Source organism: Enterococcus sp. AZ079, assembly GCF_050547255.1.
Lineage (GTDB): Bacteria > Bacillota > Bacilli > Lactobacillales > Enterococcaceae > Enterococcus_D > Enterococcus_D casseliflavus.
Map to the genome: position 1 here is coordinate 1,092,334 of NZ_CP172955.1, position 18,768 is coordinate 1,111,101.

Below are 18,768 nucleotides of genomic sequence, written 5' to 3' on the forward strand. Positions count from 1 at the left end.
TATAATTTTAAAGATTGAGTTTGTAGCGGCAGCTCTAGAATAGGAAAGGGGAAGAGAATGCATACCTTTGTAATTTGTGCATATAAGGAATCGCCATTTTTAATAAAATGTATTGAATCTTGTAAGAATCAGACGAGTGTTTTAAATAATAATTCCAAGATAATAATGTACACAAGCACGCCAAACGAATATATAAAGAAAATTTCTGGACAATATGGGATCCCTTTATTTATAAAAGAGGGAGGCAGTATTGGAAAGGATTGGAACAATGCTTTGTCTGTGGTAGAAACAAGATATGCGACAATTATTCATCAAGACGATCTCTACTTGTCAAACTATGGAGAAAAAATATTGAATTCTTTCGAAGAAAACAATAATCTTAATATAGTATTTTGTGATTATGAAGAAATTGATGAGCAAGACAACATAAGAGAACGGAATGTTAATTTGAAAATAAAGACCTTCGGATTGCATTTACTGAGTTTGTTGCCATACAAGAAATATCAGCGCAGAATATATGCTTTTGGTAATTTTATATGTTGCCCAGCTGTATCATATGATTTAGATCGGTTAAAAGATTTTTCTTTTAATGAATCTTTAAGAATGGCGGTTGATTGGGATGCTTGGGAACGCATAATGAAGCGCCATGGAGAAATATTATACATTCCTGAACGTTTGATGTATCATCGTATCCACTCAGAATCAGAAACAACGGTTAATACAGTTTCAAAGACAAGAGAAGCTGAGGAATACGAATTGTACCAACGTTACTGGGGAAAGACTATTGCGAAGTTATTGATGAAATATTATGTTAATAACCAAAAGAGCAATCAACTATGAAAATAAGGATGAGATAAAATTGAATCCCAAAATATTGTTAATCATTCCAGCCTATAATGAGGCGGACGGTATTGAAGATGTTATCCGCAAAGTAAATGATTATAGAAAAAATTATAAATATATCCTTGATTACATTGTAATAAACGACGGCTCAACTGACAATGAAGAAGAAATCCTTCGAAAAAATGATATCAACCATGTTGAACTTGTTAATAATCTTGGTATTGGTGGAGCAGTTCAGACCGGGTACATTTATGCTTTAGAAAATGATTACGACATCGCTGTTCAGTTTGATGGGGATGGACAGCATGATATTCAAAGTCTACCTAATTTGATAGAGCCTCTCATAAATGACGTAGCTGATTTTACTGTTGGTTCAAGATTTGTTTCTGATAGTAAATCTAGTTTTAAATCCACTGGTGCCAGGCAGGCAGGAATAAAAATTTTATCCAATTTAATTTATATGCTGACTGGTCTAAGAATAAAGGATGTTACAAGCGGTTATCGAGCGGGCAACAGAAAAGTTATAGAACAATTTGTTAGTAGATACCCAAGTCAATATCCAGAACCTGAGAGTTATATGCATTTAATTGCGAAAAACATTAGAGTAAAAGAAGTCGGCGTTAGAATGTTTGAGAGGACTAGTGGGAAATCAAGCATTCATTTGTTGGACTCAGTTGCCTATATGTTTAATGTTTCGATCTCTATATTGATTGCTTCTTTGATTGAGAGGGAGGATAAGTAATATGCCAATACAGCTCCAAATAATTGCTATTTTTTTAGCAATTGGTTTTTTATTGTTAACGATATTTTTAATTCGGAAAGATCATGCAGAAGTCAGACAAATGAATAAGTGGTTATTTTTAAGCGTAATCATGATTTTTGGCGCTTTGTTTCCCAGTTTAGGAACAAAAATTGCTCACTCATTTGGTATCACCACACTGACTTCATTAGCATTGTTTACATTAACTGCTTTTTTGTTATTTATTGCTTTAACAAGCAGTATTGCCTTGATAAATACCCAACGTCAAATTAAAACATTGACACAGCAATTGTCACTTTTAAAACATGAAATAAATAAATTAAAAAAGGAGAAACAATGAGAGGCGTATATCTATCGCAAGATTTATCGCATGCTGGTGGTATAGAGAAAAAAATCTATAAACAAATCGAAGAATTTGAAAAGAACAATTTTACTATATATAAGGCGATTAATCCCAAGAGAAATATATTTCACCTAATTCGCAATGTTATCCCATTTTTTTCTAAACAATATTTTATGTCTGATAATATTAATTGGATTGAATATGACTTTGTTTATATAAGAAAAGGCGCCGTCTTAGACAAAAGTGTTATTGACTTATTAACTAAAATAAAATTACAGAATCCGCAGATTCTTATTATTATGGAAATTCCGACATATCCTTACATAAATGAATTCAAGGGTTTGCTTAAATGGATTATAAAAAGCAAAGAAAAATTATGGGTTCCTAAGTTGAAATTGTATGTTGATTTGTTCGTTACTTATTCCGACGATAAAAAAATCTATGATATTCCATGCTTAAATATTTCAAATGCATACGACTTTCCGGAGCGTCCGCCATTAATTAAATGTTCGAGTGATTCAATACAACTCTTAGGCGTAGCTGCGCTATGCTTTTACCATGGTTATGATAGAGTCATCGAAGGGTTGAATAATTATTATCAATCAAGTAAATCACAACGCCAGATTCAGTTTCAACTAGTTGGTGATGGTCCTGTGCTTAAAGAATATGAACAATTGGTTAAAAAATATCAATTAGAAGACAAGGTTACGTTTCATGGTAGAATAGCATTTTCCGATTTAGATCGATTTTATCAGACAGCAGATATTGGAATTGACTCTTTGGCTCGTCATAGATCGGGTGTTTTTTATAATAGTAGTTTAAAAGGAAAGGAATATTTAGCAAAAGGTTTACCTATTATATCAGGGGTTAAAACAGAGCTGGATTCAGAAAATTTATCTTTTTATTACAAAATTCCCAATGACGATACACCGCTAGATATTGAAAAAGTCGTTGAATGGTATGATTCTTTGAGAAAAAACATGTCGAAGAAAGAACTGACAAACTTCATATACAAATATGGTAAGTCAAACTATACGTTTGAAAAAACGTTTCAGCCTGTGGTGGATTATTTAAAAGAACGAGAGACTAAAAGAAAATAAATTTTACTTTGTTGGTTTGCTATCCAATGGTTCAATCAGCGAGATATTGAGTAAAGAAAATAAAATTTATTTAGTTGAAAGGATTCTAATGGAAAATAATCAAACAAAAAACTTATTTAAGAACTCATTTATCACTGGAGTTATTTTTGTAATTCAGATGATTATGAGTTTTGTTACAAGAACTCTTTTTATTAAATTCTTAGGTGTTGAAATACTGGGATTCAATGGTGTAATAAGTAATATTTTGATGGTTCTATCTGTTGCTGAGCTAGGGATAGGACCTGCCTTGATTTTTTCGCTTTATAAACCTTTAGCGGAAAATGAAGTCGAACTAGTGAAAATTCTGATGAAATTTTATAAAAAAATATATACTTTGATTGGCTTAATAATTGCAGGACTAGGGCTCGTTCTAATCCCTTTTTTACCCTTTATCGTAGATAGTTCTGCTCAGATTGATCATCTGTATTTGTATTATTTATTGTTTTTATCAAATACAGTAGTGTCATATTTCTTCACTTATAAAAGAAGTATAATTATAGCAGATCAAAAGAACTATATAGTAGCTTCAAATGACTTTTTATATTGGATGATGTTTCAAATCTCAAGTTGTTTTGCTATAATGCTATATAGTAGCTTTACTGCGTATCTGATCTTTCAACTTTTAAGTACGATAGCTGCTAATCTAAGTATTTCTTTTATAGCGGATAAAAAGTTTCCTTATCTTAAGGATAAACCCAGTGATACACAGTTGCCGCAAAATTTAAAATCTGAAATAAAGAAAAACACAATTGGTCAATTTACCAATAAAATAGGAACTATGGTTGTTAACGGAACTGACAACATCCTTATTTCAATTTTTATAGGTTTATCTCAAGTAGGAATGTATGTGAACTACACGTTAATAGTTACTTCCGTTACAAATTTAATCAATCAGATTATTAATTCAATGACCGCTACAATTGGAAACGTCGGAATAACTGGTTCCCGTTCAGATTCAGTGCGTATGTTTGAAAATCATCTTTTTTTTGTTCATTCTATCGGCTACTTTTGTAGTTTCTATTTGATTGTGTTGTTTAACCCATTTATTATTCTTTGGCTTGGCAGTAAATTTACGTTTAGTTTTTTTACAGTAATATTAATTGTTTTAAATTTTTCTATAACAATTTCGAGGAAAAGTGCGCTTAGCTTTATTGATGCTTATGGATTGGCATGGTACCAGAAGTATAAACCGGTTTTCGAATCTATAGTGAATTTGGGACTTTCTATACTTTTCATCACAGTGTTCCATCTAGGCGTTGATGGGGTTTTGTTAGGAACCATCATATCCAGCATAACGATTTCATGTTGGTTTGAACCATATGTTTTATACAAACATGGTTTTTCTGAACCGTTTAAAAAGTTTGCAATATTAGCTGTTAAAAATTATGGCACAACAGTAATAGGCTTAATATTGGCAATTGTAACAGCTCTATTGACATCAGAGCTTAGAGGATTTCAAGGTTTTATTCTCCAAATTTTAATCACAAGTACAATATTAATATCTTCATTTATTGCTATTAATATTAAACGAAGAGAATTTCGTTGGTTCCTACACCTTGTTTTAAGAAAAAAACATAATTAATTTCTAAAACAGTTTCACTAGTGATATCATTTAATTAAGAAGAATTTAAGGAGGAGTTGTTTTGTCTAAACAACAGCATCCAGAAAAATCGTTTAAAGACGAAGTTTTAAAGTCTTTAGAGTCAAACCAAAACAAAGAACGGGATATAGGAAGCGAATTGAATTCTCAGCAAGAAGAGCGTCAATCAATCATTTCTCGGTCGAATAAAGAAAGCACAGAGAAAGAAAAAGGCTCTAGAAGCCAAAGTAAAGCTTTTGGTCACAATAATAAAATAGACCCAAATAATGACGATTTAACGGGGAAAAACCAACGCAGATTGCAGCGCAGCAAGGAAGACAAAATAGTTAATAAGATCGTGTTGATTGTTGTTCTTGTTTTCTTAGTAATCGGCGGAATATTAGGTTTCTCAGCTTATCGATATGTTACTTCAAGTTTGCAGCCATTAGATCCCGATGATACTGAGATGGTGACGATTGTTATTCCAAGCGGTTCTTCGAATAAAGCAATTGGTGAAATCTTAGAGGATGAGAACATTATTAAAAGTGGAATGATTTTTAATTATTACACAAAATTTAATAATCTGACGGGCTTTCAAGCAGGAACATATCATTTTTCACCAAATATGACACTGGAAGCGATAAGTGAGCAGTTGCAAAATGGCGAGGGCTCGGTCACCTCTGATGCAAAAGTGACGATTCCAGAAGGATTTGATGTTGATCAAATCGGTGATGCTCTAGCGGAAGCAACGAATATCTCGAAAGACGATTTCTTAGCTTTGATGGAAAGCGATGAGTTCTTTGAAAAAATGAAAGAAACCTATCCTGAGCTTTTAGCAAGTGCCGGCGATGCGCAAGGTGTGCGTTACCGACTAGAAGGATACTTGTTCCCAGCAACTTACGACTACTATACGGGAAATACCCTAGAAGAAGTCGTTACCCAAATGGTGGATAAATCAAATTCAGTCTTGTCAAAATATTTCGATCAAATCGCTCAAAAAGAAATGACGGTTCAAGAAGTCCTTACTTTGGCATCACTTGTTGAGAAAGAGGGTAGTAAGCTAGAAGATCGTAAAAATATCGCACAGGTATTCTTCAATCGTTTAGCGATTGATATGCCGCTGCAATCGGATATTTCGATTCTATACGCGTTAGGTGAGCACAAAGAGCTAGTTACTTATGAGGACACTCAAGTTGACTCTCCTTATAATCTCTATGTGCATACTGGCTACGGACCTGGACCATTCAACAATCCAAGTGAAGCAGCGATCCAAGCGGTCTTAGATCCAACACCGAACAACTACTATTATTTCGTTGCTGACATTCAAACCCAAGAAGTTTACTTTGCGGAAACCTATGAACAGCATATGCAATTAGTGGAACAATATGTAAACAATACCTCAAATTAAATTTTCATAGGTTTATAGTTTACATTTAAAAAAAAGCATGGTAATCTTTTGTGGACTCATCGCAAAAGATTACCTTTTGCGATTTATTAGAAGTTACTAAAAGGAGAAAAGAACTATGGTAGAAAAAGTTTACCCAATGACACTTGAAGGAAAAGAAAAGCTAGAACAAGAATTAGAAGAATTGAAAACGGTAAAACGCGGCGAAATCATTGAACGTATCAAGGTAGCCCGCAGTTTTGGCGATTTATCCGAAAACTCAGAGTATGAGTCTGCTAAAGATGAACAAGCGTTTGTCGAAGGCCGAATCACTACTTTAGAAAATATGATTCGTTTTGCAGAGATCATTGATAATGAGGGTGTAGACTCTGATGAAGTTTCCATCGGAAAAACAGTTATTTTTGTTGAGTTGCCTGATGGTGACGAAGAAGAGTACATGATCGTCGGTAGTGCTGAAGCAGATCCATTTTCTGGTAAAATTTCCAATGATTCACCAATCGCTCGTGCCTTGATTGGGAAAAAAGTCAATGATGAAGTGACGATCTCAACGCCAGGCGGAGATATGCAAGTAAGAATCACAGAAGTAAAGAAAAGCTAATTGCTTGATCACTCGATCAATCTAGTTGACCCTGTTGTTCATTCTCCTTTAGGGAATTTGATCAAACAGGGTCTTTTTTCGGACCAGCGACGGATGGACAAACCATTTTTTTCAGGTATGATAGAGTAGAATTACTAAGAGGAGGAGCTTGAATGAAAAGTCCTTGGCGTTTTTTCTTTATTGTTGAAGCGCTCTTACTGCTTTTTGCGGTATGGCAAATTTTATCTAATCCGCCATTATTATTTTTATTAATACTTGGTGTGACGTGCTTGGTCCTTGTGAACCGAAGTGAGCGCAAGAGCAATTTTAAAAATTTCTTGATGGTCTCAAGTTCCATTGCTATTTTGATCAGTTTGTTAAATAGTCCAGCACTGTGGCTGATGCTGATTTTTGCGATTTTATTTATTGGTTTAAAAGGAGTCGAGATTACCGGAATCGACTTAACTAAAAATTCGTTCTGGCGCAAAAAACAAATGATTATCGTTGAAACTGAAGAACCCAAAGCTGATCATCCACTGAAACAAAAGCAGCAATGGTTAGGCAATGAACGGATCGGCAGTCAAGTCTATGAATGGGACGATATCAATTTAGATATCTTGACGGGAGACACTTTCATCGATCTAGGCAACACTTTATTGCCTAAGAAAGAAAACGTCGTGATCGTACGAAAAGGCTTTGGCAGAACTCGTATTTTAGTGCCTGCTGGTATAGCGATCAAATTAGAGCACAGTACTTTTATTGGCTCCGTTATCTTTGAAGGCGAAGAAACGAGCTTGAAAAATGAAAAAGTGACGATCTACAGCCCTGATTATGGCGAAAATAGTCGGCGTTTGAAAATCTTGACGAATACCCTTGTTGGTGATGTTGAGGTGATTCGGGTATGATCGGGAAATTTTCAAGAGGCATGATCGCTTTTTATGCAGGATTAGCAAGTTTTTTTACCATGATTTTGATGCTGTTTTCCTATTTGTATGCCAGTGGGAAAAATAATTGGCTGATTGAAGTCTTTCAAATCAAGCTCTTCTTTATCCCAATCGTCTTTCACTTACTTGTAATATCTGCATTGATTGCTTTAGCTGTCTTTTTACTGACTTCTTTTTTTCGCAACCGTCAATACGGTCCGGTGGAAGAAAAGTTAAGACTGTTAGCCAGTGGCTATATCGATAGTCCTTTATTGGAAACAAAAATCCCCCATGCGTCTGAAAACCATTTGATTGCGAATGTGGATCGTGATATTGCCAGTATCCAATCGAAGATGAAACAGATGTCGATGGAATTACAGCAATTGAATGCGAAACCGCAGTTTGTTGATGGTCAGACGAAAGAAGAGATTTTAGAAGCAGAAAGGCAGCGTCTGGCTCGTGAATTGCACGACTCTGTTTCTCAACAGCTGTTTGCCGCCATGATGATGATGTCTGCACTAAATGAGCAAGCGATTCGAACAGATGCGCCAGAAAGCCAAAAGAAACAGTTAGCTATGGTCACAGACATTATCAATGCTTCGCAATCTGAAATGCGAGCGCTCTTGCTTCATCTACGACCTGTTACTTTGGAAGGGAAGAGTCTAAAGCAAGGAATCGAGCAATTGTTAAAAGAATTAGAGACCAAAATCAAAATTCTATTGACTTGGGATATTGAAGACTTTACGATGCCTAGTTCGATTGAAGATCAACTCTTTCGTGTGATCCAAGAACTCTTATCTAATACACTGCGTCACGCCAAGGCTAATGAGTTGGAAGTTTACTTGCATCGCATTGATAATAACGTGTTGTTGCGGGTGATCGATGACGGTGTTGGCTTTGATCCACAAGATCAAAAGGCCGGCAGCTATGGCTTGATGAATATCCGAGAACGGGTAAGTGCCGTTGGCGGAACGTTGAAAATTATTAGTTTTAAAAATCAAGGAACCAGTATTGAAATTAAAGTTCCACTGTTGAAGGAGGCATAAGGTATGATTAAAGTGTTGTTAGTTGATGACCATGAAATGGTTCGTCTGGGAGTCTCTTCTTATCTATCGATTCAAGATGATATAGAAGTAATTGGGGAAGCGGAAAATGGTCGAGTCGGGTATGAAAAGGCATTGGAATTACGTCCAGATGTGATTTTGATGGATTTGGTGATGGATGAAATGGATGGGATCGAATCTACGAAATTGATTTTAAATGATTGGCCCGAAGCAAAAATCATTATTGTCACTAGTTTTATTGATGACGAAAAAGTCTATCCTGCTATTGAAGCGGGTGCGGCAGGTTACCTGTTAAAGACGTCTACTGCTCATGAGATTGCGGAAGCCATTCGTGCAACCCAGCGAGGAGAGCGGGTCTTAGAACCCGAAGTCACCACGAAAATGATGGATCGTTTGACGAATCGGACACCGATCCTACATGAAGATTTGACCAATCGGGAACAAGAAGTGTTACTGTTGATCGCCGAAGGAAAGAGCAATCAAGAGATTGCGGATTCACTCTTCATTACGCTGAAAACAGTGAAGACACATGTGTCAAATATCTTATCAAAATTAGAAGTAGAAGATCGTACACAAGCTACGATATATGCTTTTAAACATGGTTTGATAAAATAAAATCTTAATAATCATACCTCCTCATGGCAAGCAGAGGAGGTTTTTGTTATACTAAATTATGATCTGGTAAAAAAGGAGCGTTTGTGGTGAAGCAAAATTATGCAATAATCGGTCTGGGCCGTTTTGGTGGCAGTATTTGTCGCACGTTGATTGAATCTGGACAAGAAGTACTGGCGATCGATAGCAACGAAGATCGTGTCAATGAGTACATGAATATCGCCACCCATGCGGTGGTCGGCAACGCACAAGATGAGATGACGTTACGTTCATTGGGTATCCGTAACTTTGACCATGTCATTGTTGCGATTGGTGAGGATATTCAAGCCAGTATATTGGTCACACTGATGGTTAAAGAAATGGGTGTTCCTAATATCTTAGCGAAAGCCCAAAACGAATACCATGCCCGTGTACTGGAAAAACTCGGCGCAGACCGTGTCGTCCATCCCGAACGTGACATGGGGATTCGCATCGCCCATAATCTAGTTTCCAAAAATATTTTAGATTATATTGAACTATCTGATGAATTTTCTCTAGCAGAAATTCGTGTGTCCAATCCACGCTTTTTCAATAAATCCCTGATTGAGCTGAATTTTCGACAAAAGTATGGTTTGACAGTCGTTGCGATTCGTCGGGGACCAGGACAAGTGATCGTTTCGCCTGATGCAGAGGCGATCGTGCGTGAAAATGACAATTTACTCGTGATCGGTAATACAGATGATGTAGATATACTTGATGAACATATGAATGATTAGGAGTGAAGAAAATGAACTTAACAATAAGTCCTGAAGCAATGCAATGGTTTAAAAAAGAATTGGTGGTAGACCAAGGAAGCGGGATTCGTTTTTTCGGAAAAATTTATGGCAAAACACAAGTGCATGACGGATTTTCCGTGGGAATGTCAGTGGATAAACCAGAACGTCCGATCGTCGAACAAACCATTGATGGCTTGCTTTTTTTTATTGATGAAGCAGACGAATGGTTTTTCAAAGGCTATGATCTAACTGTGGACTATGATGAAACGTTAGATGAACCGAAATATGATTTTAGCGAAGATAAAAAATAATGTGGATTCGGTCCCAGCTGACCGATTTCCCACGATTGGCTCTAGGAGATGAAACCGATGTTATCAATTGTTGTACCTTGTTTTAATGAAGAGGCAAGCTTGCCGATTTTCTTTGAAGAAACAGAAAAAGTGAAGAAACACTTAAATATGCCTTTTGAATATATTTTTGTTAATGACGGGTCTTCAGATCAAACTCTGTCTGTTTTAAGAGACTTGTATCACGCCCACCCTAAAAGTGTTCGCTATCTATCTTTTTCGAGAAACTTTGGCAAAGAAGCTGCTCTTTATGCGGGGCTACAAGCTGCTAGAGGCGATTTTGTCACTGTAATGGATGCAGATTTACAAGATCCGCCGTCATTACTACCTGAAATGTTTGCTTTGCTAAGAAGTAAACCAGAGCTTGACTGTGTGGGGACGAGACGTGCCGATAGAAAAGGTGAGCCAAAGATTCGCAGTTTTTTTTCGAACTCGTTCTATAACATCATCAACAAAATTGCCGATACCGAAATGGTAAACGGTGCGCGAGATTTTCGTTTGATGCGTCGAAATATGGTTGACGCGGTTTTACAGCTGTCAGAGTACAATCGCTTTTCAAAAGGGATCTTCAGCTGGGTTGGGTTTGACACTGAATACATCGCCTATGAGAATCGGGAAAGGGTAGCGGGTGAGACGTCCTGGTCATTTTGGAAGTTATTCCAATATTCGATTGACGGTATCGTCAACTTTTCAGATACGCCTTTGAATATCGCCTCGTTTATTGGTGCGCTTTCCTGTTTTGGTTCTCTGATTGCTTTGATCTTTATTGTGATAAGAACCTTTATTTTTGGAGATCCGACATCAGGGTGGCCTTCAATGGTCAGTATCTTTTTATTTGTTGGTGGTTTGCAATTGCTTTGTTTAGGGATCATCGGCAAGTATATTGGAAAAATTTTCTTAGAGACTAAAAATAGACCTTTGTACTTCTTGAAAGAAACCGAAAAAGACCAAGAAAAACTACGATAAAATAAAAGTGTACAATCTGAAGGGGCTGCCTTCAACTGTACACTTTTTTTGTGGAAAGAATTTGTTAGTATCCCTTATTTAAGTTTATCTCATTTTTTACAAGTTCTTGTTTCGTTAAAAATTGTTGGAAATTCGCTAAGAAAATATCCATAAATGCCTTTTGAAAATGGGGCGTGTGTCCTGAGATATGAGGAGTAATCAACAGGTTTTCGGTATGCCATAGCGGATCATTTTCTGGTAGAGGTTCCTCTTCAAAAACATCTAGTGCGGCAAATGCCAGCTGCTTTTTCTCTAAAGCCTTTGTTAATGCGGCAGTATCCACGCTAGGACCGCGACCGACATTATAAAATGAAGCGGAAGGCTTCATTTGTGCAAAGAAGGCTTCCTCATACAAATGTGTGGTTTCTTCTGTCAGTGGAAGAATATTGATGATGCAATCGGCGGTTTTTGCGCAATCGTGTAAGTCAGATAACGCAAACGTTTTTTCAATACCCGCCACCTCATGGCCGCTTGTATTAATGCCAATCGGATGTACACCAAAAAAGGTTAATGCTTTGGCTAATCTTTGGCCTATTTGTCCCGTACCAACGATCAAAATCTCTTGATCAGATAGCTTTGCATAAGGAATCGTATCCGGTGCCCATTGTTGTTTTCTTTGTTGTTGGATTGCTTGGAAAATCCCGCGGTTTTCCATAAAGAGCAAAGCCAATAAATGGTCTGTAATCGATTCTGCGTGGATGCCACTGCCATTTGATAAGAGAATGTCGTATTTTGCAAACTCTTTTAATGGCAAGGTGTCCACACCAGCCGAAATCGCTTGGACCCATTTCAAATTTGTTTTTTCGGTTAACAGGTGTTCGTTCCATGCTGGTTTCCAACCGATAGTGATTTCTACTTGTGACCAATCAATTGCTTGGTCCTTTGAGTACACGAGAAATTGATAGTCTTTTTCCATTTGTTCCACATAAGTGTCGCGAAAGTTGCGAGTGGCTAAGATTATTTTTTTCATTGCCAAGCCTCCTTGTATCTTAAGTGTAGCAAAGAATGAGAAAAAAGCCATGTTCAATGAATTGAACATGGCATAGATCATTTTTTTAATTGTATTTTTGGGGAATCTTTGACACCTTGTGTAAATAAGAATAGGGAACCAAACAAAATAAAGGTGGTAGCATCAAAGGAAGGCAGCGCTAGTTGTACAATAACACTAATGAGTGTAGGCAATGCAGCACAGACAATGAGAATCTTTAAATTTTCGAAAAAGGTATAAGAGAATAGCTTCAATTTCGTATAGATCGTTGCAATAAAGGTTCCCATGATTAAGGTGATCAGTAAGCTGACAAACGTGGGATATAAGGCGACAAAAAAGACAATGATTTTTATCAGCCATGGGATCGCTTGGTTGGATAAGGTTTCACGAATCGCCTGACCGTTAAGACTACGCAGTGCTGGTTCACTATAATCAAATTCTAATTGGTTTGAGTCTAACATAGACGTTGAGAAACCAGAAGAAGGGATACGAATGACCAGCTGATCTTTTAACAAACCTACTGCGATCACCGAGCCGGTGACATCAGATGCAATATCCGCTGGTGTACGATTGCCATCAGGATCAAAAGTAAAGATGATCGAATCGGTTTGATAGATGAATCCTTGCGTATTTGGAGCGGCAGAAAGCTGTCCATTTTCGATCGTGAAATCAGGAATTGTTTCTCCGATTTTTTGTCCATCTGCTTGCACATCACGAAAGACGCCTAAGACATTGATGGTAATTGGCAAAGCCATCATCACGGCTGCACCTAATAGAAAAACGATCACTTTGGAAAACTCTGCTTTTTTGACGAATTTTAGTTCTGGTATTCGAAAAAAAGCAATTTTAAATAGTTGGACGATAGTCATTTGCTGATAAACTCCTTTGTGGTATAACTAGAGTAATTGTAACGAAGGGTTCTTAGGATTACAAGGAATTCACAAAAAAAGAGCCAAATATCTATTGAATAAGTAAATAAAGTAATGAAAGTAGGCATATGTATGCAAAAGTTAATTGAATACAAACAAATCTTACAACAAAAAAAACTGTGGGAGCCACTCACGTATTTATTTTTTGGTGGTTTGACCACCGTAGTCAATATTGTCGTCTATCTTATTTTTCGTGAAGGGTTTGGTTTTTATTACCAGACAGCGAATGTGATTTCTTGGATCGCTTCAGTTTTATTCGCTTACTTTACAAATAAGTTATGGGTCTTCGAAGCAAAAACAAAAACGAAGCAAGAGTCTTGGGCGGCATTTGGAAAGTTCATTTTTTTTCGCGTTATATCATTAGGCTTGGACATGCTCTGTATGTATTTCTTTATCTCAGTTTTAGCTACCGGCGATCTTGTTGCCAAGCTGGTCACCCAAGTCGTTGTTGTTTTGGCAAATTATGTATTTAGTAAATTTTTGATTTTCAATACGAAAAAAAGTGAGAAAAAGTAAGCATATTTTTTGAACAAAGTCTGATAGTCTGATAATGTTACTTATGTAAACATTATCATTGAGGAGGATTTTTTTATGACTTACACATTACCAGATTTACCTTACGCATACGATGCATTGGAACCATATATTGATGAAGAAACGATGCATTTGCATCATGATAAACACCACAACACTTATGTAACAAACTTAAATGCAGCGATTGAAAAACATCCTGAATTAGGTGAAAAAACAGTTGAAGAATTATTAGCAGACTTTTCTTCTGTACCTGAAGATATTCAAACAGCGGTTCGCAACAATGGCGGCGGCCATGCTAACCACACGTTCTTCTGGGAAATCTTAGGCCCAAATGCTGGTGGCGAACCTACTGGGGCGATCAAAGAGGCAATTGAAGAAACATTCGGCAGCTTTGAAGACTTTAAAGAAGAATTTAAAACTGCTGCAACTGGACGTTTTGGTTCAGGTTGGGCATGGTTAGTCGTTAAAGACGGTAAACTAGCAATCACTTCAACAGCGAATCAAGATTCACCATTGATGGATGGTCAAACACCTGTTTTAGGTTTAGATGTTTGGGAACATGCGTATTACTTAAAATATAAAAATGTTCGTCCAGAGTACATCAATGCTTTCTGGAGTGTTGTTAACTGGGATAAAGTGAACGAATATTTCGCAAAAGCTTAATCAAACTATTAGGAAGAAGCCTGTCTAAGGGCTTCTTTTTTGTTGATGGAAAGAAATTTCGTTATTGCTAACGCTTACATATTCCGCTATAATGAAATCGACGGAATCGTCGGATTATAATTATTGGAGGCTTTACACACTATGGAACATGGGAAAGTAAAATGGTTCAACAACGAAAAAGGGTTTGGTTTTATTACAGTTGATGGTGGCGATGATGTATTTGTTCACTTCTCTGCCATTCAAGGAGATGGTTTTAAATCGCTTGAAGAAGGACAAGAAGTTGAATTTACGATCGTTGAAGGTGCCCGCGGACCGCAGGCAGCGGAAGTAACCAAAGTCTAATTACTTAATTACAGAATCGACTGAAAACCTTGCAGCTAAGCAAGGTTTTTTTCGTCCTAGCTAGTTTCTGGCAAAACCATGAAGGAAAAGAATGAGAAAATTATTTCTTTCCTTCAAGTGAGGGATACTTTCGTTTTGTTTCATTTACATTACATTTTTATTAAAACAAAAGTTTTATAACAAATGAGATTGCTGTATGATATAAATTATGCGAAAATTTAGTCGATTGTTATTTTTATCGGACGAGGTGCAAGATGCGAAAATATCAAAGAATAGTAATAGGAACATTAGGGATTTTAGTCCTGGGAATTATCGGATTAACTGTGTACGGCTTGCAAGTTTATAAAGATACAAGTTCAACTTTTGAACATATTTCTAAACCAGTAGATCGAAAAACAAAAAGGCGTTCAGAAACTGTCAACATTGAAAAAAGAGAACCTTTTTCCATCTTGTTACTAGGAATTGATACCGGAGCTTTAGGAAGGACCGAACAAGGCCGTTCAGACAGCATGATGGTTGTTACAGTAAATCCAGAAAAAAAGCAATCTACGATTGTTAGCTTGGATAGGGATATATTTACTCAAATCGTCGGGTATGGAACGCTAGATAAGTTAAATCACGCATATGCTTTTGGCGGAGAAGCCATGGCAATGGATTCTGTGGAAAATCTTTTGGATATACCGATTGATCATTATGTGACAATCAACATGCAAGGCCTGAGAGATTTGATTGATGCAGTTGGTGGGATCAAAGTAACGAATGATATCGACTTTACGCTAGAGGGGGTTCATGTTCCAAAAGGAAAAATCACTTTAAATGGGAAAACTGGTCTAGCTTATGCACGCATGCGTAAAGAAGACCCAGAAGGAGATATTGGTCGGCAGAAAAGACAACGTGAGGTCGTAACAAAAATTCTAAAAAAAATAATGAGTTTGGACGGAGTCAATAATTATCAGAAAATATTAAAAGCAGTTGAGAAAAATTCAAAGACGGATCTGACATGGGACGATATGCTGGATATCGGAAAAAACTATTTACCGGCTTTTACGACGATTCATCAAGAGCAGCTGCAAGGGGAAGGGCAAATGTTGAATGATGTCTACTATCAGCTTTTAGGGGTCAATCAGCTCTTACACATGCAAAATACACTCAGAGAACAACTGGCCCTCCCTCCAAACAATCAGCTTTCACAAGGAGATGAACATACGCAAGGCTATGTGAACTATCAGTTCTATGATGACAGTGCAGTGTTTTCCGATGGTGAGGATGCGAGTGAATAAAACCATATAGCTGTCTTTCGATCATTTGAGGGTGTGTCGCTTTACACATCTCCTTCAACTGTTTGATAGGATAGCGGAATCGATACATGGGCAACTGCTTGTGTGTCGATTTTTCGTTTATATGAAAGATCCCATCGCTTCAATCGATCTAGTTTTCCACAAAAACTGAAATGTATATCTTGTTTCACGAAATCAACAAATGAAAAAACAGAAGAAAGCTTAAAAAAACAATTTTTTCATGAAAGAGTGAAAATGAAACAATCTATCTGTGAAACATTCAGGCAGATATCGTTGAGTTTTTATAGTTTTTTCTAAGGATTAATGGATATTTTTTGTTTTTTCTGTTTCAGATCGAATTTTTTGGTAAAATAGGACAGTAGTCATTATAGATTGGAAGGATAGATGAGATGAAGAATTTGAAAGATAAAGTTGTCCAAGGGATACGTAAGGGGCCAGAAGAACCAAAGGCCAAATCGTATCGCAAATCTCATGTTCCATTTCGATTGAACTTTTTGTTTTTTATTATATTTGCTTTGTTTGTATCATTGATTGTCCAATTAGGCTATCTACAGATCGTCAATGGCGAAAATATTGAGCAGCAATTGAAAGCTTCATCTGTAGTGGAAGTAAAAGGAAGTGCCCCTCGGGGTATGATTTACGATGCTTCTGGGAAAGCTTTAGTGGAAAATCAAGCCAATGCAGCAATCACTTTTACCCGTGGAAACAAAATGACCGCTCAAGATCTTTTAGAAACGGCCAAAAAATTGAGCGAGTTGATCGAAATGCCAGTCGACAAAAACTTGTCTGATCGAGATCTTAAGGACTTTTGGTTGGCAGATGAAGACAATCTTGAAAAAACAACTGAACGATTGAGTGATGAAGAGCGTTCTTTAGGTACTTCTGAACAATATGCGGCAACCGTTGAGAAAGTGACTGAAGAAGAAATCAATTTTTCCGATGCCGAATTAGAAGCAGCCACGATTTTCAAGCGGATGAACAGCGCACAATCCTTGAGTACGGTCTTTATTAAGACGTCGGATGTGTCTGACCAAGAATTGGCAGTTGTTGCTGAAAACATGGTCGATTTACCAGGAATCTCCACCGGGACCGATTGGACACGAAAGATCGTTGAAGGAAGTTCTCTGGCTAGTTTGATCGGAACGGTGACTAGTGAAGAACAAGGAATACCTGAAGAAGTTCTAGACGAATTCTTAGAAAAAGGTTACGCACGTAATGATCGCGTTGGACGTAGTTATTTAGAACAGCAATATGAAGAAGTTTTACAAGGAACAAAATCCATCTCTGAAATATCGCTTGACAACAACAACAATATTGAAAGTCAAAAAGAAACCTTTGCAGGCGCAAAGGGGGATAATCTGGTTTTAACACTCGATGCTGAATTTCAAGCGAAAGTTGACAAGATTTTGCAAGACAATTTTCAAAAACTGATTGATTCTGGTGCTGCAGAGTATTCCCCAGGGGTATACGCAGTGGCGTTAAATCCGAAAACCGGCGGTGTCCTTTCCATGTCCGGGTATCATCATGACACGGGATCAAATGAAATGCAGGAAAATGCCATTGGTACCTTTATTAATTCCTTTGTACCAGGGTCCGTCGTCAAAGCAGGAACCTTGGCTGCCGGTTGGGAAAATGGCGTCTTAAACGGCAACGAAGTGCTGCTGGATCAACCAATCAGAATCGGCTCCGATGTAAAAGCCTCTATTTTCAACCCAACTGGGGCAAATAATCGCAATCTTTCTGCGGAGCAGTCATTGGAAGTTTCTTCTAACTCCTATATGATGCAAGTCGCTTTACGTTTGATGGGCATCAATTATCAGTCAGGCATCTCGATTCCAACAGTGGATCGTCAAGGGGATGTCTACGAAAAACTCCGTTCCTCTTTTGCCTCTTTTGGTATGGGAACTGAAACAGGTATCGATTTACCAGGAGAAGCAACTGGTATCAGCACATCCATTGAGAACATGGATCCTGTCAGTGATGGCGGAAAGATCCTCGACTTAGCATTCGGCCAGTTTGATACTTATACGACACTGCAACTGGCACAATATGCAGCAACTGTTGCTAATGGTGGCAAAAGATTGCAGCCTCACATCGTTGACGGAATCTACGACAATGATGAAACAGGCGGACTAGGTTCGCTGATTGAGGACATCGAACCAACGGTATTGAACGAGGTTGGTTTATCAGATGCGCAAATGCAAATTATCCAAAATGGTTTTTACGATGCGGTTCATGGAACGGATGCTTGGGCAACTGCCAAAGGCTTGGCTTCTGCGAAAATGGAAGTCTCTGCCAAAACAGGTACTGCCGAAACACCCATCGTGGATAGTAATGGCAATACCATCAGCTTAGTTAACTTAAACATCGTTGCCTACGGTCCAAGTAGTGATGCGGATATTGCGATTGCGATCGTGATGCCTCAATTAAAAGGAGACACCGATACGCATCCAAATATTCAAATCGCGAAAGAGATCATGGATGCTTATTACGACTTGTATATGAAATAAACAAAAAATCGCAGTGAAAGCTGCGGTTTTTTTAGTTTATAAGAATGCGGATAGAAAATCATCTTTTAGTGAGAAAGGCTTGCTATTTTTGAATGATTGGCTTAGAATACTAGCGGTCAAGAGATAATTTTGATTTATACGATAAATAAAAA

General features: G+C 37.3%; 20 protein-coding genes. 18 read left to right on the top strand and 2 right to left on the bottom strand.

Annotation, left to right across the window (positions count from 1 at the left end):
• Window positions 1-57 precede the first annotated feature (57 nt).
• From IGJ15_RS05415 to IGJ15_RS05475, 13 genes are all read left to right on the top strand, one after another.
• Complete coding sequence (locus IGJ15_RS05415; RefSeq protein WP_060792197.1) at window positions 58-840, top strand: glycosyltransferase family 2 protein; 783 nt, start codon at window positions 58-60, stop codon at window positions 838-840.
• Window positions 809-1,585 carry a glycosyltransferase family 2 protein gene (locus IGJ15_RS05420; protein ID WP_051095375.1) on the top strand — a complete coding sequence of 259 codons (777 nt, stop codon included), beginning with the start codon at window positions 809-811 and terminating at the stop codon, window positions 1,583-1,585. The genes IGJ15_RS05415 and IGJ15_RS05420 overlap by 32 nt, the downstream gene beginning before the upstream one ends.
• A 1-nt stretch (window position 1,586) precedes the next feature.
• Window positions 1,587-1,943, top strand: a complete 357-nt coding sequence (locus IGJ15_RS05425) for a DUF2304 domain-containing protein (protein ID WP_060792198.1) — start codon at window positions 1,587-1,589, stop codon at window positions 1,941-1,943.
• On the top strand, window positions 1,940-3,046 hold the full coding sequence (locus IGJ15_RS05430; protein WP_060792199.1) for a glycosyltransferase: 1,107 nt from the start codon (window positions 1,940-1,942) through the stop codon (window positions 3,044-3,046). Before IGJ15_RS05425 ends, IGJ15_RS05430 begins: the two co-directional genes overlap by 4 nt.
• Window positions 3,047-3,134: 88 nt before the next feature.
• Window positions 3,135-4,667: a lipopolysaccharide biosynthesis protein gene (locus IGJ15_RS05435; protein ID WP_010749364.1), complete on the top strand. Its 1,533-nt coding sequence runs from the start codon at window positions 3,135-3,137 to the stop codon at window positions 4,665-4,667.
• Between the two features lie 61 nt (window positions 4,668-4,728).
• Entirely contained in the window at window positions 4,729-6,072 is a 1,344-nt protein-coding gene (gene mltG / locus IGJ15_RS05440; protein WP_231434832.1) for an endolytic transglycosylase MltG, read from the top strand.
• Window positions 6,073-6,187: 115 nt separating this feature from the next.
• Complete coding sequence (gene greA / locus IGJ15_RS05445; protein WP_005229556.1) at window positions 6,188-6,667, top strand: transcription elongation factor GreA; 480 nt, start codon at window positions 6,188-6,190, stop codon at window positions 6,665-6,667.
• Between the two features lie 152 nt (window positions 6,668-6,819).
• Window positions 6,820-7,551, top strand: a complete 732-nt coding sequence (gene liaF / locus IGJ15_RS05450) for a cell wall-active antibiotics response protein LiaF (RefSeq protein ID WP_010749367.1) — start codon at window positions 6,820-6,822, stop codon at window positions 7,549-7,551.
• Window positions 7,548-8,615, top strand: coding sequence for a sensor histidine kinase (locus IGJ15_RS05455; protein WP_201689550.1), 1,068 nt, complete (start codon window positions 7,548-7,550; stop codon window positions 8,613-8,615). The genes liaF and IGJ15_RS05455 overlap by 4 nt, the downstream gene beginning before the upstream one ends.
• A 3-nt stretch (window positions 8,616-8,618) precedes the next feature.
• A complete protein-coding gene (locus IGJ15_RS05460) occupies window positions 8,619-9,248 on the top strand; it encodes a response regulator transcription factor (RefSeq protein ID WP_005236913.1) in 630 nt (209 codons plus the stop codon).
• Between the two features lie 86 nt (window positions 9,249-9,334).
• On the top strand, window positions 9,335-10,000 hold the full coding sequence (locus IGJ15_RS05465; protein ID WP_005229566.1) for a potassium channel family protein: 666 nt from the start codon (window positions 9,335-9,337) through the stop codon (window positions 9,998-10,000).
• An 11-nt stretch (window positions 10,001-10,011) separates the two neighbouring features.
• Window positions 10,012-10,311, top strand: a complete 300-nt coding sequence (locus tag IGJ15_RS05470; protein ID WP_005229567.1) for a HesB/YadR/YfhF family protein — start codon at window positions 10,012-10,014, stop codon at window positions 10,309-10,311.
• A 57-nt stretch (window positions 10,312-10,368) separates the two neighbouring features.
• Complete coding sequence (locus IGJ15_RS05475; RefSeq protein ID WP_162985184.1) at window positions 10,369-11,313, top strand: glycosyltransferase family 2 protein; 945 nt, start codon at window positions 10,369-10,371, stop codon at window positions 11,311-11,313.
• A 64-nt stretch (window positions 11,314-11,377) separates the two neighbouring features.
• On the opposite strand, the gene IGJ15_RS05480 is transcribed toward IGJ15_RS05475, so the two are convergent.
• Both IGJ15_RS05480 and IGJ15_RS05485 read right to left on the bottom strand, forming a co-directional pair.
• Window positions 11,378-12,373: a phosphoglycerate dehydrogenase gene (locus IGJ15_RS05480; RefSeq protein ID WP_121262294.1), complete on the bottom strand. Its 996-nt coding sequence runs from the start codon at window positions 12,371-12,373 to the stop codon at window positions 11,378-11,380.
• Between the two features lie 26 nt (window positions 12,374-12,399).
• Complete coding sequence (locus tag IGJ15_RS05485) at window positions 12,400-13,209, bottom strand: DUF1189 family protein (RefSeq protein WP_231434831.1); 810 nt, start codon at window positions 13,207-13,209, stop codon at window positions 12,400-12,402.
• Window positions 13,210-13,341: 132 nt separating this feature from the next.
• On the opposite strand from IGJ15_RS05485, the gene IGJ15_RS05490 reads away from it, so the two are divergent.
• The 5 genes from IGJ15_RS05490 to IGJ15_RS05510 all read left to right on the top strand — a co-directional run bounded on the left by IGJ15_RS05490 (window position 13,342) and on the right by IGJ15_RS05510 (window position 18,616).
• On the top strand, window positions 13,342-13,785 hold the full coding sequence (locus IGJ15_RS05490) for a GtrA family protein (RefSeq protein ID WP_010749371.1): 444 nt from the start codon (window positions 13,342-13,344) through the stop codon (window positions 13,783-13,785).
• Window positions 13,786-13,860: 75 nt separating this feature from the next.
• Entirely contained in the window at window positions 13,861-14,466 is a 606-nt protein-coding gene (locus tag IGJ15_RS05495; RefSeq protein WP_060792203.1) for a superoxide dismutase, read from the top strand.
• A 141-nt stretch (window positions 14,467-14,607) separates the two neighbouring features.
• On the top strand, window positions 14,608-14,808 hold the full coding sequence (locus IGJ15_RS05500; RefSeq protein ID WP_005229578.1) for a cold-shock protein: 201 nt from the start codon (window positions 14,608-14,610) through the stop codon (window positions 14,806-14,808).
• Between the two features lie 254 nt (window positions 14,809-15,062).
• On the top strand, window positions 15,063-16,088 hold the full coding sequence (locus tag IGJ15_RS05505) for an LCP family protein (protein WP_074535133.1): 1,026 nt from the start codon (window positions 15,063-15,065) through the stop codon (window positions 16,086-16,088).
• Window positions 16,089-16,495: 407 nt separating this feature from the next.
• Window positions 16,496-18,616: a peptidoglycan D,D-transpeptidase FtsI family protein gene (locus IGJ15_RS05510; protein WP_430599331.1), complete on the top strand. Its 2,121-nt coding sequence runs from the start codon at window positions 16,496-16,498 to the stop codon at window positions 18,614-18,616.
• The last annotated feature ends 152 nt before the right edge of the window (window positions 18,617-18,768 follow it).

Excerpts from the sequence above, each read along its gene's own strand:
- IGJ15_RS05415 (WP_060792197.1), top strand. The coding sequence starts at position 58 with ATGCATACCTTTGTAATTTGTGCATATAAGGAATCGCCATTTTTAATA.
- IGJ15_RS05420 (WP_051095375.1), top strand. The coding sequence starts at position 809 with ATGTTAATAACCAAAAGAGCAATCAACTATGAAAATAAGGATGAGATA.
- IGJ15_RS05425 (WP_060792198.1), top strand. The coding sequence starts at position 1,587 with ATGCCAATACAGCTCCAAATAATTGCTATTTTTTTAGCAATTGGTTTT.
- IGJ15_RS05430 (WP_060792199.1), top strand. The coding sequence starts at position 1,940 with ATGAGAGGCGTATATCTATCGCAAGATTTATCGCATGCTGGTGGTATA.
- IGJ15_RS05435 (WP_010749364.1), top strand. The coding sequence starts at position 3,135 with ATGGAAAATAATCAAACAAAAAACTTATTTAAGAACTCATTTATCACT.
- greA (WP_005229556.1), top strand. The coding sequence starts at position 6,188 with ATGGTAGAAAAAGTTTACCCAATGACACTTGAAGGAAAAGAAAAGCTA.
- liaF (WP_010749367.1), top strand. The coding sequence starts at position 6,820 with ATGAAAAGTCCTTGGCGTTTTTTCTTTATTGTTGAAGCGCTCTTACTG.
- IGJ15_RS05455 (WP_201689550.1), top strand. The coding sequence starts at position 7,548 with ATGATCGGGAAATTTTCAAGAGGCATGATCGCTTTTTATGCAGGATTA.
- IGJ15_RS05460 (WP_005236913.1), top strand. The coding sequence starts at position 8,619 with ATGATTAAAGTGTTGTTAGTTGATGACCATGAAATGGTTCGTCTGGGA.
- IGJ15_RS05470 (WP_005229567.1), top strand. The coding sequence starts at position 10,012 with ATGAACTTAACAATAAGTCCTGAAGCAATGCAATGGTTTAAAAAAGAA.
- IGJ15_RS05475 (WP_162985184.1), top strand. The coding sequence starts at position 10,369 with ATGTTATCAATTGTTGTACCTTGTTTTAATGAAGAGGCAAGCTTGCCG.
- IGJ15_RS05480 (WP_121262294.1), bottom strand. The coding sequence starts at position 12,373 with ATGGCTTTTTTCTCATTCTTTGCTACACTTAAGATACAAGGAGGCTTG.
- IGJ15_RS05485 (WP_231434831.1), bottom strand. The coding sequence starts at position 13,209 with ATGACTATCGTCCAACTATTTAAAATTGCTTTTTTTCGAATACCAGAA.
- IGJ15_RS05490 (WP_010749371.1), top strand. The coding sequence starts at position 13,342 with ATGCAAAAGTTAATTGAATACAAACAAATCTTACAACAAAAAAAACTG.
- IGJ15_RS05495 (WP_060792203.1), top strand. The coding sequence starts at position 13,861 with ATGACTTACACATTACCAGATTTACCTTACGCATACGATGCATTGGAA.
- IGJ15_RS05500 (WP_005229578.1), top strand. The coding sequence starts at position 14,608 with ATGGAACATGGGAAAGTAAAATGGTTCAACAACGAAAAAGGGTTTGGT.
- IGJ15_RS05505 (WP_074535133.1), top strand. The coding sequence starts at position 15,063 with ATGCGAAAATATCAAAGAATAGTAATAGGAACATTAGGGATTTTAGTC.
- IGJ15_RS05510 (WP_430599331.1), top strand. The coding sequence starts at position 16,496 with ATGAAGAATTTGAAAGATAAAGTTGTCCAAGGGATACGTAAGGGGCCA.